The sequence below is a fragment of the Streptomyces hygroscopicus genome, assembly GCF_026168105.1.
Taxonomy (GTDB): Bacteria; Actinomycetota; Actinomycetes; order Streptomycetales; family Streptomycetaceae; genus Streptomyces; species Streptomyces hygroscopicus_D.
On sequence record NZ_LBMW01000064.1, the window covers coordinates 19,720 to 35,399 of the forward strand.

The 15,680-nt window shown below is 71.2% G+C and carries 12 protein-coding genes; 3 read left to right on the forward strand and 9 right to left on the reverse strand.

Translation table 11 applies throughout. The features are described 5' to 3' along the window. Positions 1-148 precede the first annotated feature (148 nt). Entirely contained in the window at positions 149-2,893 is a 2,745-nt protein-coding gene (locus AAW14_RS35365; RefSeq protein ID WP_322741155.1) for an ATP-dependent Clp protease ATP-binding subunit, read from the forward strand. Positions 2,894-2,905: 12 nt separating this feature from the next. Here the strand turns inward: AAW14_RS35365 and ggt are convergent, their stop codons facing one another. Further along, positions 2,906-4,702: a gamma-glutamyltransferase gene (gene ggt, locus AAW14_RS35370; RefSeq protein ID WP_265568553.1), complete on the reverse strand. Its 1,797-nt coding sequence runs from the start codon at positions 4,700-4,702 to the stop codon at positions 2,906-2,908. A gap of 103 nt (positions 4,703-4,805) precedes the next feature. Between ggt and AAW14_RS35375 the strand changes: the two genes are divergently transcribed. Together AAW14_RS35375 and AAW14_RS35380 are read left to right on the forward strand one after the other, a co-directional pair. Beyond that, positions 4,806-5,561, forward strand: coding sequence for a hypothetical protein (locus tag AAW14_RS35375; RefSeq protein WP_265568554.1), 756 nt, complete (start codon positions 4,806-4,808; stop codon positions 5,559-5,561). 114 nt (positions 5,562-5,675) lie between these two features. Further along, the gene (locus tag AAW14_RS35380) at positions 5,676-7,244 is read left to right on the forward strand and encodes an alpha/beta fold hydrolase (protein WP_265568555.1); all 1,569 of its coding nucleotides are present in this window, start codon (positions 5,676-5,678) and stop codon (positions 7,242-7,244) included. Positions 7,245-7,296: 52 nt separating this feature from the next. Here the strand turns inward: AAW14_RS35380 and AAW14_RS35385 are convergent, their stop codons facing one another. The 8 genes from AAW14_RS35385 to AAW14_RS35420 form a co-directional block, all read right to left on the reverse strand. Beyond that, positions 7,297-8,187 (reverse strand): amino acid ABC transporter permease, encoded by an 891-nt coding sequence (locus tag AAW14_RS35385; protein WP_265568556.1) that lies wholly within the window; start codon positions 8,185-8,187, stop codon positions 7,297-7,299. Then, positions 8,184-8,828, reverse strand: a complete 645-nt coding sequence (locus AAW14_RS35390; protein WP_265568557.1) for an amino acid ABC transporter permease — start codon at positions 8,826-8,828, stop codon at positions 8,184-8,186. The genes AAW14_RS35385 and AAW14_RS35390 overlap by 4 nt, the downstream gene beginning before the upstream one ends. 7 nt (positions 8,829-8,835) lie before the next feature. Then, positions 8,836-9,747 carry a glutamate ABC transporter substrate-binding protein gene (locus tag AAW14_RS35395; RefSeq protein ID WP_265568558.1) on the reverse strand — a complete coding sequence of 304 codons (912 nt, stop codon included), beginning with the start codon at positions 9,745-9,747 and terminating at the stop codon, positions 8,836-8,838. 16 nt (positions 9,748-9,763) lie between these two features. After that, positions 9,764-10,507 carry an amino acid ABC transporter ATP-binding protein gene (locus AAW14_RS35400; protein ID WP_265568559.1) on the reverse strand — a complete coding sequence of 248 codons (744 nt, stop codon included), beginning with the start codon at positions 10,505-10,507 and terminating at the stop codon, positions 9,764-9,766. 192 nt (positions 10,508-10,699) lie between these two features. Continuing rightward, the gene (locus AAW14_RS35405) at positions 10,700-11,479 is read right to left on the reverse strand and encodes an exodeoxyribonuclease III (RefSeq protein ID WP_265568560.1); all 780 of its coding nucleotides are present in this window, start codon (positions 11,477-11,479) and stop codon (positions 10,700-10,702) included. Positions 11,480-11,594: 115 nt separating this feature from the next. Further along, a complete protein-coding gene (locus tag AAW14_RS35410) occupies positions 11,595-12,230 on the reverse strand; it encodes an MBL fold metallo-hydrolase (protein WP_265568561.1) in 636 nt (211 codons plus the stop codon). Positions 12,231-12,301: 71 nt separating this feature from the next. Next, positions 12,302-13,600: a 4-carboxymuconolactone decarboxylase gene (pcaC, locus tag AAW14_RS35415; protein ID WP_265568562.1), complete on the reverse strand. Its 1,299-nt coding sequence runs from the start codon at positions 13,598-13,600 to the stop codon at positions 12,302-12,304. Between the two features lie 322 nt (positions 13,601-13,922). Further along, positions 13,923-15,680, reverse strand: a 1,758-nt coding sequence (locus AAW14_RS35420; protein WP_265568563.1) for an SWIM zinc finger family protein, incomplete at its 5' end; no start/stop codon positions are given.

Consider the following 15,680-nt stretch of genomic DNA (forward strand, 5'->3'; position numbering starts at 1 on the left):
GCCTCTCGCAGGGGATCGTGCCATCGTGGTCTACGAGGACCAGGCGCCCTACAGGTGTAACCAGGGCCCCCAGGGGCACTCGCGGCGCACCGGCACGTCGATCAACGAGTGTGTCCCGGACCCCGCCGGGGCGCCGGAACGGATGGCCATGACCAGCGGGTTCAACGGTCCGCAGGGCTACGGCTCGGACCCCTTCGCAGAGTTCTTCGCACGTATCTTCGGCGGACAGCGTCCCGGTCCCCGGCAGATCGACCTCGGCCGGATGCTGAGCGAGCCCGCCCGGCAGCTGGTCGTCGGGGCAGCGCAGTACGCCGCCGAGCACGGCAGCCGCGACCTCGACACCCAGCACCTGCTGCGCGCCGCGCTCGCCACCGAACCGACCCGGAGTCTGCTGAGCCGCGCCGGGGCGGACCCCGACTCGCTGGCGACGGAGATCGACCAGCGCTCCGGCCCGGCCCGGCCGGGCTCGGGCGATACGCCTCCGCCCACCGCGCTCTCCCTGACACCCGCAGTCAAACGCGCCCTGCTGGACGCGCACGAACTGGCCCGGGCGAGCGGTGCCGGCTACATCGGCCCCGAGCATGTGCTCAGCGCCCTGGCCGCGAACCCCGACTCCGCCGCCGGGCACATCCTGCACTCCGCGCACTACGCGCCCCCGTCCCCGCCGCCGGAGGCCGCGGAGGCCGCGCAGGCGCGCCCGGAACGGCCGCGCCCCAGCAGGACCCCCACCCTGGACAAGTACAGCCGGGATCTCACCGACCTCGCGCGGCAGGGCCGTATCGACCCCGTGATCGGGCGGGACGAAGAGATCGAGCAGACCATCGAGGTGCTTTCCCGACGCGGCAAGAACAACCCGGTCCTCATCGGCGATGCGGGCGTCGGCAAGACCGCCATCGTCGAGGGGCTCGCCCAGCGCATCACCGACGGCGACGTGCCGGACATCCTCCTCGGCCGCCGGGTCGTCGCCCTGGATCTGACCGGTGTGGTCGCCGGTACCCGCTACCGGGGCGACTTCGAGGAGCGCCTCAACAACATCGTGGGAGAGATCCGCGCGCACTCGGACGAGCTGATCGTCTTCATCGACGAGCTGCACACCGTCGTGGGCGCCGGTGGCGGCGGCGCGGAGGGCGGGTCCATGGACGCGGGAAACATCCTCAAGCCCGCCCTGGCCCGCGGCGAACTGCACATCGTGGGCGCCACCACGCTGGAGGAGTACCGCCGCATCGAGAAGGACGCGGCGCTGGCCCGCCGCTTCCAGCCGATCCTGGTGCCCGAGCCGACCGTCGCGGACGCCATCGAGATCCTGCGCGGGCTGCGCGACCGCTACGAGGCCCACCACCAGGTCCGCTACACGGACGAGGCACTGATCGCGGCGGTGGAGCTGTCCGACCGCTATCTCACCGACCGCCATCTGCCGGACAAGGCCATCGACCTGATCGACCAGGCCGGCGCCCGGGTGCGGCTGCGCGCCCGGACGAAGGGCACGGACGTACGGGCCATGGAGCGCGAGGTGGAGCAGCTGACCCGGGACAAGGACCAGGCGGTGGCCGACGAGCAGTACGAGCACGCCACACAGCTGCGCGACCGGATCGGCGAGCTGAAGCAGAAGATCGAGGAGGCCTCCGGCGACACCGAGGCCGACGAGGGACAGCATCTGGAGGTCACCGCCGAGGCCGTCGCCGAGGTGGTCTCCCGGCTGACGGGCATCCCGGTGAGCCGGCTCACCGAGGAGGAGAAGCAACGGCTGCTGGCCCTGGAGGAACATCTGCACCAGCGGGTCATCGGGCAGGACCAGGCCGTCAGCGTGGTCGCCGACGCGGTGGTGCGTTCACGCGCCGGACTCTCCAGCCCCGAAAGGCCGATCGGCAGCTTCCTCTTCCTCGGTCCGACCGGTGTCGGCAAGACGGAGCTGGCCCGCGCGCTCGCCGAGGACTTGTTCGGCAGCGAGGAGCGCATGGTCCGCCTCGACATGAGCGAGTACCAGGAGCGGCACACCGTCAGCCGGCTGGTGGGCGCCCCGCCCGGGTACGTCGGCCACGAGGAGGCCGGCCAGCTCACCGAGGTCGTACGGCGGCACCCGTACTCGCTGCTGCTGCTCGACGAGATCGAGAAGGCGCACCCCGACGTCTTCAACATCCTGCTCCAGGTCCTCGACGACGGCCGGCTCACCGACGCCGGGGGCCGCACGGTCGACTTCACCAACACGGTCATCGTGATGACGAGCAACCTCGGCTCTGAAATGATCACCAGGCGGGGCGCGGGGATAGGGTTCGGCACGGGCGGCACCGAGGCCGACGAGGAGGCGCGGCGCGAGCAGGTCCTGCGTCCGCTGCGGGAGCACTTCCGGCCCGAGTTCCTCAACCGCATCGACGAGATCGTGATCTTCCGGCAGCTGACAGCGGAGCAACTGCGGCGCATCACCGATCTGATGCTCGACAAGACGCGGCGCCGCCTGCACGCCCAGGACATCGGCGTCGAGTTCACCGAGCGGGCCGTCGACTGGCTGGCGCAGCGCGGCTTCCAGCCGGAGTACGGCGCCCGGCCGCTGCGCCGCACCATCCAGCGGGAGGTCGACAACCGGCTCTCGCGGCTGCTCCTGGACGGCCGGATCGAGCGGGGCGGCCGGGTCGTGGTGGACGTGGAGGACGGACAGCTCGCCTTCCTTGCGCAGCCGCCCGCCCCGCAGACGGATGCCGAGGCCGCCGCCGCTCCCGCGGAAGAGGGTGCTCAGCCTGCCGCTCCCACCCGATCGGGCACGGATGCCGCCGCTGCCACGCGCCCGGACGGGGACACCGCACCCCCCACGCACCCGGGCGCGGACACCGCGCCCCCCGCCGTGCAGGGCGGCGAGACGGCCCGTCCCGAAGGGGACGGGGCCGCCCGCCCCGAGTGAGCAGCGCGGACGTTACGGCGCCGGGTCCACCACCATCGCGGACCCGCCGCCGCGCCGCACCGTCTCCGCCGCGGCCAGCCACTTGCCGCCCGGCAGCCGCTGCACTCCGGTGGCCGCGCCGATCTCCGGGTTCGGCGTGAACGAGTGCCCGATGGCCTCGAGTCGACTGCGCAGATCGCCGTTGTAGAGGCCGGGTTCGAGTTCCGTCCGCGCCGCGTTGCGCTGGCTGGCGCGCGGGGCGGCGATCGCGTCGACGAGCGGCAGGTGCCGGTCGAGGAACTCGGTGAGGGTCTGGAGCACGGTGGTGATGATGGTGGCGCCACCGGGCGAACCGAGCGCGACCACCGGCCTGCCCTGGTTGTCGAGCACGATCGTCGGCGAGATCGAGGAGCGCGGACGCTTGCCCGGACCGGGCAGGTTCGGGTCGTGGACGGCCGGGTTGGCGGGCGTGAAGGAGAAGTCCGTCAGCTCGTTGTTGAGGAGGAAACCCCGGCCCGGGACGGTGATGCCGCTGCCGCCCGTCTGCTCGATGGTGAGGGTGTAGGAGACGACGTCGCCCCACTTGTCGGCAACCGTGAGGTGCGTGGTGTTCTCGCCCTCGTACGTCGTCGGGGCCGCCGTGCCCCCGGTCGCGCAGGCCGCCGGGTGGCGCGGGTCACCGGGCGCGAGCGGGCTGGTGAGCACCGCGTTGTCCTTGATCAGGCAGGCGCGGGAGTCGGCGTACCGCTGCGCGAGCAGCTGCTTGGTCGGCACGTCCTCGAAGGCGGGGTCGCCGACCCAGCGCCCGCGGTCCGCGAACGCGATGCGGCTCGCCTCGATGAAGTGGTGCAGGTACTGCACCTCGCTCGCCTTCGAAAGGTCGGTCCGCTCCAGGATGTTGAGCGCCTCGCCGACCGTGGTGCCGCCGGAGGAGGACGGCGCGATCGAGTAGACGTCGAGACCGCGGTACGACGTCCTGGTGGGCGCCTGGGGCTTCGCCCGGTACGCCGCGAGGTCCTGCGCCGACAGCTTGCCCGGGCGGGCGTTCCAGCCCGAGGCCGGGTCCACCGGCGGCTTGTCCACGGTGGCGACGATGTCCTTGCCGAGGTCGCCGTGGTAGATCGTGCCGATGCCCTTGCGACCCAGTTCCTCGTAGGTGCGGGCCAGATCGGGGTTCTTGAAGGTGGAGCCGACGGCGGGCGGCCCGCCGTTCGGCAGGAACAGCTTGGCCGTGTCCGGGAAGTACCGGAAGCGGGTCTCGTTGGACGCGGTCTGCGAGCGGAAGGTGTCGTCGACGGTGAACCCTTGGCGCGCTATCCGCTCGGCCGGCCTCAGAACCGTACCGAGCCGCTTCGTGCCCCACTCGCCCAGCGCCTTCTGCCAGGTGGCGGGTGTGCCCGGAGTGCCGACGCTCAGCCCGCTGCTGACGGCGTCGGCGAAGGCGAGCGGCTTGCCGTTCTCCTCGAAGAGGTGGGAGTCCGCGGTCAGCGGGGCCGTCTCGCGGCCGTCGATCGTGTGCACGGTACGGGACTTGGCGTCGTAGTAGACGAAGTAGCCGCCCCCGCCGATGCCCGCCGAGTAGGGCTCGGTGACGCCGAGCGCGGCGGCCGTGGCGACGGCCGCGTCCACGGCGTTGCCGCCCTTCTTCAGGACCTCGATGCCGGCGGCGGACGCGTCCGCGTCGACGCTCGCCACGGCTCCGCCGTAACCGACGGCCAAGGGCACCTTCTGCCGTGGCGGTGCGGACGACGGCGGCGCCGCCGCTCCCACCGACACCACGGCGGCCGAGACCGCCAACACCGCCAGATTCCGCGCGACAGGGCGACGCATTCGTACCTCCAGTCGACGACCGTCAGCGCAGCGTAACCGCATTGCCATGATCCCGTCAGTCCCATCGAACACCGGTCGGTCCGGCCCGCTAGCATGCGCGCCCATGAACGACGACGTGCGCAATATCGTCCTAGGGGTGGTCGCGGCCGGCATCAGTGCCGCGCTCGGCTGGCTCGCCCGTACCTACCTGTGGAAGCGGAAACTCCGCCGCAAGCAGGCATTCTTCGGACTGCCCGACAACTCCGAGTCGCTGCTGGTGGTGAACCGTGAGGCGGGCGGCCCGGAACTGACGGTGATGCGGCACGATGTGTTCGCGCTGCTGGAACTCGCCGCCCTCATCAAGGACTGCGGCGCGAACGCCCAGGTCGTAGCCCACGACGCGGCCCAGCAGGGCTTCGGGGAGCGCACGGAGTTCTGTGTGGGAGGCCCTGCCTCCAACCGCCGCATGGCGGCACACCTCCACTCCCTGCTGCCCGGCATACAGGTGAACACCGACCCAGAACCCGGCCCTGACCGCACGGCCTTCCGGATCGGCGGCGAGCTGTACCGGCTGGAGTCCGGCAGGGCCGAGTACGTGATCCTTGCCCGGCTCACGGCGGACCTGGGGAACGGCGCGCGGCCCGTGTTCCTCTTCTGCGGCCAGCGCGCGATCACCAACCAGGCGGCGACCCGCTATCTCGCGCGCCACCACGAGCGTCTCGCACGCAAGTACGGCGCCGGGTCCTTCGTGCTGCTGCTGAAGGTGGTCAACTCGCAGGCGTACGGACCGGATGTGGTGGAACTGGTGGGGGACGTCACCCGGGCCGCACAGGCTTCCGCCCCGGCGACCGCTGCCCGCAACTCCCACCGGGCCGCCTAGGTTCATGAGGCGTCAACAACCTTTACTCGCACGTAACTTACTGATGGGTTACCTCTGGTAAGGGCCGGAGGTTACCGTCGGGTCACTTTGCACCGTTCACAGGAGGAGTGACCCGTGGGACACCACCGCAAGGCCCTGCGTACGACCGCCGTGGGTGCCGTCTCGGCGACGCTGATCGCCGGCAGCGCCCTCGGACTCGCCCCCACCGCGCAGGCCGACGGGGGCGGCATCCGGTTTGTCGACATCACCGGTGACGGGGGCACGGTCCTCAAGGCGAACGTCGTCACGCCTCAGGGCGACGACGGCACCCGCCGCTATCCGCTCGTCGTGCTCCCGACGAGTTGGGGCTTCCCACAGGCCGAGTACCTCGTCCAGGCTCGCAAACTCGCGGACACCGGCTACGTCGTGGTCTCCTACAACGTACGCGGCTTCTGGCAGTCCGGCGGCCAGATAGAAGTGGCGGGACCGCCGGACATAGCCGACGCCTCCAAGGTCATCGACTGGGCGCTCGCCCACACCCCCGCCGACGCACGGCACATCGGCATGGCGGGCGTCTCCTACGGCGCCGGCATCAGTCTGCTCGCCGCCGCGCACGACAACCGGGTCAAGGCGGTTGCCTCGCTGAGCGGCTGGGCGGATCTGATCGGCTCCATCTACTCCGGCCGCACCCAGCACGTCGAGGCGGCCGCCGTACTGGACGGTGCGGCGACGCTCACCGGACGCGAGAGCCCCGAAGTCCGGCAGGTGTTCAACGACTTCTACGCCGGCAACCTGGCCAAGGAGCAGGACCTCATCGCCTGGGGGAAGAAGCGGTCCGCCGCGACCTACCTCGACCGGATCAACCGGAACGGCGCGGCGATCATGCTCGCCAACGCGTGGGGCGACACGGTCTTCCCGGCCAACTCGTACACCGACTTCTACGAGAAGCTGACGGGCCCGAAGAGACTCGAGCTCCGGCCCGGTGACCATGCCACACCCGAGCTGCCCGGGCTGTTCGGTGTGCCCAACGACGTGTGGACCGACACCGAGCGGTGGTTCGACCACTACCTCAGGGGCCAGGACAACGGCATCGACCGGGAGCAGCCGGTGCAGCTCAAGTCCCGCTCCGGGGGCGGCTACGAGGGCTATCCGGACTGGAAGTCGGTGGCCGCGACCAGCAGGAAGGTCGACCTCGCCGGCACCACCACGATTCACGCGAATGTCGACTCGGGCGCGGACGGCGGGGTCGTCTTCCTCTCCAGCATCCTCGACCAGGTGGCCCAGGTCCCGCCGATGGCGTGGATCCCCCTGCTCCCCCGCCGCTGGGCCGCCGTCTGGCAGTCGGAGAAGTACGCCACCGCCCAGCGCATCCGCGGCACGGGGAAGCTGCACACCACCGTCACGGGCACCAAGGAGAACGGCACCTTCGTCGCCTACCTGTACGACGTGGGCCCGCTCGGCGTCGGCAAGCTGGTCAGCAACGCGCCGTACACCTGGTACGGCCGGACGCCCGGCAAGCCGTTCGGCGTGGACCTGGACCTGTTCTCCACGGCCTACGACGTCCCGGCCGGGCACCGGCTCGCCCTGGTCGTCGACACGGTCGACCCGCTCTACCTCGAGCACAACCCGTCCGGCGCGCAGCTGACCTTCTCCTCGCCCGCGGAAGATCCGTCCTACGTATCCGTTCCGCTGCGCGAACAGTGATCTCCGGCTGCCGCCGGCCGGGCCTGGCCCTGTGACTGCCGTTCCCCTCCCCCTACGGTTCCGGGGCCGTGGGGGGAGCCCCACCCGGCAGCAGTGTCCCCGGCTCGGCCGCCGCGACGTCCACCGCCCGGGTCTTGGGGCTGCGCTGCTCCCACCGGGACGCCCGCTGGGCGCACCAGGAGAGCAGCATGCACATCCCGATGTAGATCGGTGAGATCACCATCACCACCGGGATGAACGGCAAATCGTAGTCGAGGTTGGACGCGATGAGCTTTCCGGCGTGGAGGAACTCCTCATAGGTGATCAGATAGCCGAGCGAGGTGTCCTTGAGGGCCACCACCAACTGGCTGATGATGGCGGGCAGCATGGCCCGTACCGCCTGTGGGACGAGGACGTGCGACATGACCTGGGTCTTGCGCATGCCAAGTGCATACGCGGCCTCCTTCTGACCGCGTTCCACGGAGTTGACGCCCGAGCGGAACACCTCGGCGAGCACCGAGCCGTTGTAGAGCGTGAGGCCCGCGACCAGCGCGGGCAGCGGTTGCACCTTGAGCGCCACGAAGATGAAGAAGATCATCACCAGCAGGGGCATGGCCCGGAAGAACTCGACGACGAGCGTCGACAGCCAGCGCACCGGGGCGTGTTCGGAGAGCCGTCCGGTGGCGAGGACGCCGCCCAGCGTCAGCGAGAGCACCGCAGCCATCGCGAAGGCCTTGAGCGTGTTGCCGAGGCCGCGCAGCAGCAGCTCCTGGATTCCCTTGTACTCGAAGGGCATCCACTTCGTGTAGGTGAACTGCCCGGTGTGGAAGAGGAGATGGACGATCCAGGCGACCAGGCCGAGCAGGACGACGGTGGAGACGAGGCCGTAGGTGCGGTGCCGCTGCCGGGCTTTGGGCCCCGGGATGTCGTAGAGAGCCGTGGCCCCGACGGTCCTGGCGGTCATCGGGCGGCTCCCGTGCGACGCTCGAGGAGGTTGAAGACCGCGCTGATGGCTCCGGTGATGATCAGATAGCCGACGGCGATCCAGACGAACGTCCAGATGATGTTGTAGCCCAGCTCGCTCATGATCCGGTACGTGCCGAGCAGTTCGGTCACGCTGAACGCGCCCGCGATCGCCGAATTCTTGGCGAGCGCGATCAGGATCGAGCCGATCGGCGCGATGACCGAGCGGAACGCCTGCGGCAGCACGACCTGCGACAGGGTCTGCCCGAAGGTCATGCCGAGACTGCGGGCGGCCTCGCCCTGGCCCGTGGGCACGGTGTTGATGCCGGACCGCAGCGCCTCGCAGATGAACGCCGAGGTGTAGCAGCCGAGCGCCAGGACGGCGAAGACGGTGAAGGGCAGGACGAGCCCGAAGCGTGGCAGTCCGAGCAGCACCGCGAAGAACAGCAGGGTGAGCGGGGTGTTGCGCAGGACCGTCACCCAGGCGGTCCCGAATGCCCGCAGGGACCGCACGGGCGCGACCCGGAAGGAGGCCATCACGAAGCCGAGCGCGAGGGCCAGCGCGGAGGAGTAGACGGTGAGCTGGACGGTGCCGAGAAACCCCTTGGCGAAGGTGGAGAAGTTTTCTGTCAGTACGTTCACGAGTGCCTCAGCTCGCGGGATAGCGGTCGATCGCGGGCGGGGTGGGCGCGGGCACGCCGGACAGACCGAGGGTCGCCTCGTACGCCTTCTTCCAGTCGCCGTTCTTCTCGCGTGCCTCCAGCGCGTCGTCGAGTGCGAACCTGAGGGCGTTGTCGCCGCGCGGAACGCCGATGCCGTACGGCTCCTTCGAGAAGGGTCTGCCGACGACCTCGAGTTCTCGGGGTGCCTTCGCCGCGTAGCCGATGAGGATGGCGTCGTCGGTGGTGACGGCGTCGACCTGATACGTGAGCAGGTTGTCCACGCAGACGGAGTAGGTGTCGTACGCGACGAGGACCGCCTTCGGGTACTCCCGCTGGATGCGCTGGTACGGGGTCGAGCCGGCCGCCGAGCACACGCGTTTGCCGTCGAGGTCCTGGGGGCCGTTGATGCCGTGCTCGTTCCGGCGAACCAGCAGGGACTGCCCGGCCATGTAGTACGGCCCGGCGAAGCCGACGAGCTTCTTGCGCATCGCGTTGATGGTGTAGGTGCCGACGTAGTAGTCGATCTGCCCGTTCTGCAGGGCGGTTTCGCGGTTCGCGGATGCGATGGTCCTGAAGTGGACCGTGCCGGGGGCGAGTCCGAGCGAGGCGGACATCATCTTCGCGATCTCGATGTCGAACCCGGAGTAGGTCCCGGTGGCCGGGTCCCGCTGGCCGAGGTAGGGCTGGTCCTCCTTGGCGCCGACGACGAAGTAGCCCCGCTTCTCGGCCCGCTTCCAGGTCGGCGAGTCAGGGAGCCGGAACCCCTGCGCCACCCGGTACTCGGGGAGCCTGTCGGCGGCCGGTCCCTTGACGGGCGGGCTGCCCTCCTTGCCACAGGCGGCCGCCGCCGGCGCCGCGAACACCACCAGGGCAAGGCACACGCGCGCGGTACGGATCATGGTCGCACTCCCCCGGTCAGTGCTTGAGGATCTTGGAGAGGAAGTCCTTGGCGCGGTCGCTGCGCGGATTGGTGAAGAACTCCTCGGGTGTGCGGTCCTCGACGATGCGGCCGTCCGCCATGAAGGCGACGCGGTTGGCGGAGGCCCGCGCGAAGCCCATCTCATGGGTGACGACGACCATGGTCATGCCGTCCCTGGCGAGCTGACGCATGACCTCGAGAACCTCGTTGATCATTTCGGGGTCGAGGGCGGAGGTCGGCTCGTCGAACAGGAGCGCCTTGGGCTCCATGGCGAGGGCGCGGGCGATGGCCACGCGCTGCTGCTGGCCGCCGGAGAGCTGCGCCGGGTACTTGGACGCCTGGGAGGCGAGGCCGACGCGGTCGAGAAGTTCGAGGGAGCGCCGGTCGGCCTGCTCCCTCCTGTGCCCGCGGACCTTGACCGGGGCGAGCGAGACGTTCGCGAGGACGGTCTTGTGGGCGAAGAGGTTGAAGGACTGGAAGACCATGCCCACATCGGCGCGGAGGCGGGCGAGGGCCCTGCCCTCCTCGGGCAGCGGCCGGCCGTCGAGCTTGATCGTGCCCGACTGGATGGTCTCGAGCCGGTTGATCGTCCTGCAGAGCGTGGACTTGCCGGAGCCCGATGGGCCGATGACCACGACCACCTCTCCCTGGCCGACCGTGAGGTCGATGTCCCTCAGGACGTGCAGGTCGCCGTACCACTTGTTCACGCCGTCAAGTTCGATCAGCGGTTCGACCACCATGCCCAGCCCGCCCTACTCGCTCCCAGCTGTGTCGCAGGTGCCGCAAACTATCCAGACGAACACTCACACCCTACGCGACACGCACATTTCGGGCACTAGCCGTATTAGTGACATATGGGTGCGAAAGGGGATGACCCGCACCGGGACCGTGCGCACGACGACCGTGCCCGGGCACAGGTCTGCGGCGCCTCCCTACACCTCCACGTCCACCACCACCGGCGCATGGTCCGAGGCGCCCTTGCCCTTGCGCTCCTCCCGGTCGACGTATGCGTCCTTGACCGCCTTCGCGAACGGCTCGTTGCCGTACACCAGGTCGATGCGCATGCCGCGGTTCTTGGGGAAGCAGAGCTGGCGGTAGTCCCAGTACGTGAAGGGGTGGTCGTACTTGAGCGGGCGCGGGACGACGTCCGTGAGGCCCGTCTCCCGCAGCGCGGCGAGGGCGGCGCGCTCGGCCGGGGTGACATGGGTGAGGCCTTCGAAGACCGCCACGTCGTAGACGTCGTCGTCCGTCGGCGCCACGTTGTAGTCACCCATCACCGCGAACGGGCGGCTGCCCCCCGCGTCGCCCGCCACGGCCGTCTTCAGGGCCTCGAACCACTGGAGCTTGTACGCGTAGTGCGCGTGCTCCACCTCGCGGCCGTTCGGCACGTACACCGACCAGACGCGGACCGGGCCGCAGGTGGCGGAGAGGGCGCGGGGCTCCTCGACGCCCTCGTAACCGGGGTCGCCGGGCAGGCCCTTCACCACGTCGTCCAGACCGACGCGGGAGAGCACCGCCACGCCGTTCCAACGGCCGGTGGCGTGGACCGCCGCCTCATAGCCCAGGTCACGCAGCTGGTCGTAGGGGAACTGCTCCTCGGCGACCTTGGCTTCCTGGAGGCACAGCACATCCGTGCCGCTGCTCTCCAGCCAGGCCAGGAGCCTCGGGAGGCGGGCGGTGATCGAGTTCACGTTCCAGGTCGCGATGCGCATGCCTCACAACCTACCCGGCGGCTGTGACAACGCGGCCGGGCCCTGCACGCAACCGCGCCCGGCCCGCCCTCAACCGGATTCGGTGGCTTCGGAACCTCACCCGGATCAAGTGGCTTCAGACCTCCGCCGACGCCCCCGGCGTCAGCCTCAGGTGCTCGGCGCCGCCCAGCGCGCCGATCTGGTTGTCGTAGATCGGGCGGGCGAGGTCCGTCAGGAGCGCGTCGTGGATGTCGTAGGCGCGCTGCGGCTTGACCTCGCGGACGTAGTCGATGACCTCGGCGATCTTGTTCCAGGGCGCCATCACCGGAAGCATCAGAGTCTCGACGGGGTGGGCCGGGACGGTGAGCGCGTCGCCGGGGTGGAAGACCTTGCCACCGTCGATCAGATAGCCGACGTTCGTGATGCGCGGGATGTCCGGGTGGATCACGGCGTGCAGTTCGCCGTGCACCTGGACGTCGAAGCCCGCGGCGGTGAAGGTGTCGCCATGGCCGACGGTGTGCACACGGCCCGGGAACGCCGTCGAGACCTTCTCGGCGACGGACGCGAGGGTCCAGATCTCGGCGCCCGGGTTGGCCTCCATGCCGGCCCTCAGCCGCTCCTCGTTGAAGTGGTCGAGGTGCTCGTGCGTGACCAGGATGGCGTCCGCGCCGACCGCGGCGTCCTCCTCGCTGAAGGTGCCCGGATCGATGACGAGCGTGCGTCCGTCCTTCTCCAGCCGGATGCAGGCGTGCGACTTCTTCGTGAGCTTCATGGGTCCATCCTGCCCTCCGTCCGCGCACCCCGGGCCCGCTCGGCGTGGTCCTCCCGGTGCCCGGCTGACGATCATTCCTGAGGGGTGGTCTCCTCACGGATGATCTGCTGCGCCACCTTGAACGCGCTGTTCGCGGCCGGCACACCGCAGTAGACCGCCGCATGGAGCAGCACTTCCTTGATCTCTGCGGGGGTCAGTCCGTTGCGCAGGGCCGCCCGGGTGTGGAAGGCGAGCTCCTCCAGATGGCCGCCCGCGACCAGCGCGGTGAGGGTGACACAGCTGCGCATGCGCCGGTCCAGTCCGGGCCGGTCCCAGATCTCGCCCCATGCGTACCGGGTGACGAACTCCTGGAAGTCCCCGGAGAAGTCGTCCGCCGTCGCCAGCGCCCGGTCGACGTGCGCGTCGCCGAGCACCTCTCGGCGGATCTTGATGCCCACGTCGTACGGGTCTGGTCGGCCCGCCGGCTCGGCCGGGACGACGGCCGGGGCGATCTCGGCCACGGGCGCGATGGGCGGCGGCGGTGCGGCCAGCACCGGCTTCACCGGAGGTGCCACGATCGCCGCCATCTGACCGGTCGCGTCGAACGCGGGCTGCCACGCGGTGGAGAAGTGACGGACGAGCAGATCCGTGACCGCGGCGGGCTGCTCGACGGGCACCAGGTGGGAGGCGCCGGGGACGACCGCGAGCCGGGCGTCCGGTATGCCGGCGACCAGGGTGCGTGCCTCGGCAGGCCCGGTGACCTGGTCGTCGGAGCCGACCAGGACCAGGGTCGGTACACCGATGCGGCCGAGCTCGGCCCGGACGTCGAAGGCGGCCAGCGCCTCGCAGGCGGCGATGTAGCAGCCGGGGTCGGTGGTGCGCACCATCTGCACGGCCCACTCGGTGATCGCGGGCTGGGCGGCAGCGAACCCTCCGGTGAACCAGCGCTCCGGGGACGTCCGGGCGATCGGGTCGAGACCGTTCGTCCTGACGATCACACCGCGCTGGCGGAACTCGTCGGCCGTGCCGAAGCGGGGCGAGGCGGCGATCAGGGCGAGCGAGGCGAGGCGCTCGGGGTGGCGCAGCGCCAGCTCGGCACCGACGGCGCCGCCGAGCGCGCAGCCCGCGTACCCGAAGCGCTGCACTCCCAGTCCGTCGAGGGTGGCGAGCAGCCGGGCGGTGAGGTCGGCGACGGACCCCGCCGGATGCGCGGGGGCGCCGCCGTGTCCGGGGAGGTCGAACCGGAAGACCCGCCACTGCTTGGCAAGCTCCGGAACCTGCCGGTCCCACATGTGCCAGGTGGTGCCGAGCGAGGGTCCGAGGATGAGGACCGGGGCGTCTTCCGGGCCGTCGAAGCGGTACTGCAGGGCAGGAGTCGTCGTCTCACTCACCGCACCAAGCTAACGTCCGGATCTGCCGCCCTGTCCCCGGGGCCCCCGGTCCGCACACGCGCCTCCCGCACATCACACAAAGACCCTCACCACCACCGGAGGACCCTCACACCGTGTTCACCGGACGGCCTGCCACGGCGCCGAACAGGCAGCCCTCGTCTCCGGGCACGGTGGTGCCCGGCCGGGTGCGGCTGGTCACACCAGGGGCGCGCACGCACTACATGTACGCCCCCGATGCCACCGAGCGCCGAATCGCGCTCCGACGCACCCAGCCGTCACGGCGTGGGACCTCCCCCCTCACGGAGGACTCACGCCTTTCGGCTCATCCCTCCCCCAACACCCCCAGCCCCGTCAGGGCGCCGACCGGGTCCGGGTCGGGAGTGCCCCGGGGCCACCAGTCCTCACGGCCCGGTTCCGACTCGTACGCGTACCACAGGCCGTCCCGGCCGAGGCGGAGCTGGGCGTGCCCGGCGGGGTGGGTGAGGCGGTTGCGCCACGGACGGAACGCGGGCAGGTCCGCGGCCAGAAGCAGGGGACGCGCGCGGTCGAAGCGGCCCGCCGGCGGGTCCCAGGGCTCCTCCAGGGCGGCGAGTGCCTCGCGCCCGCCCTGCCTCCATGCGGCGACCGCCTGCGCCAGATCGGCGGGGGTGCGCCCGGTGGCGGCGGCCAGCGAGGAGTACAGCGCCCGGGTTCCCGCGGTGAGCCCCGAACCGGGGCGGGCGGCGGCCAGCCGGACCGCGTCCTGCCACAGTGTCAGCTCCGCGACCGGATCCTCGCCCGTGGTCAGCAGGGCGTGCGCGCGGGCGGCCGCGTCGGTGGCCAACTGGTCCAGCGCGAACGGGTCCGGACCGCCCGGCGCCCCAGGACAGACCGGCGGCTGCTCGGGATGGGCGGGCGGCGGCAGCGGAGCCGGGAGCGGCGGCAGCGCACCGCGGGCCACCGCGTCCCGGGCACGCAGACCGGGGACGGGTGCGGGATTCTGCTCCCGGGCGACGCGGGCCGCGCGTGCCGCATTGCGACGGGACAGCGCGTCAAGGAGCTCCCGTTCGCCGCGTCCGCGCAGCAGGAACAGTACGAAGGGGTCCCGGTCGAGCAGGCGCGCGGTCTGGTAGCAGACGGCGGCCGCGTGCTTGCAGGGGTGGCCGAAGTCGGGGCAGCCGCAGTGCGGTTCGAGGTCGCCGGGTCCAGGGAGCAACCGGACGCCGCACTCGGCGAGGGACTGCGGCACCTGCTTGTCCAGCAGGGCGGCGATGTGCCCGGGCCGCTCGGCGGCGGCGTCCAGAAAGCGGTCCCACTCGTCGTCCGCGAACGTCCGCAGCCGCACCTGTACGCGGTACGGGCGCGGACGGCTCCCCTGTACGTACGCAAGGACGAGCCCGGGCGTGACCGTGATGGCGTCCACGTTCCCCCGGTCCGCGTATCTCCTCCCCCGTGCAAGCCGTGCCGCGTCCAGGGCCCCTTCCTCCAGTGCGGCGACCCAGGCGTTGCCCCACCACGTCCCTGCGAACCGGTCGGCCTCCCCGGCCGGGCGTGCGGGCAGCGCGGCGAACGTGCGCCGCAGCTCGCCGTCCCGGCCCGGGGCCGCCATGGAGCGCGGGTAACGGGTGGCGGCCGGGGGCTCGGTGGACGGCTCGTGGCCGGGCCCCGGGGGCTGCTCCGGCTGTTCCCGGCGGGGCGGCGAGGACGGGCCCTCGACCTCGCGCGACTTCGGCGCGGGGCTGTCCTTCCCGGGGCCGCCGATGTCCCGCACGATGGCCGGGACCTCTCCCTGCGGTGTCACCGACGGCGGCAGCGCGAAGGCACCGGCGAGCAACTCCCGCATCTCGCGGGCGCCGGCGCCGCGCGCATGGGCCCGGTTGTCCGCACGAGGACGAGCGGCGTCCGGCCCCGTGATCGTGGACGCACCCGGGGAGGCGGACCGGCTCCGGCCATCGGCTCTCCCGGCTCCCTTGCCCACACCCTCCGTTCGCTCCCGTTCCGCTTCTTGCCGCGCGGCCCGCAACGCCTCGCGCGCGACGTCACCGGGCCGCGCACCGCCGGCGCGCCCGTCCTCGTCGTCACCACCCGTTTCTTCGCCGAG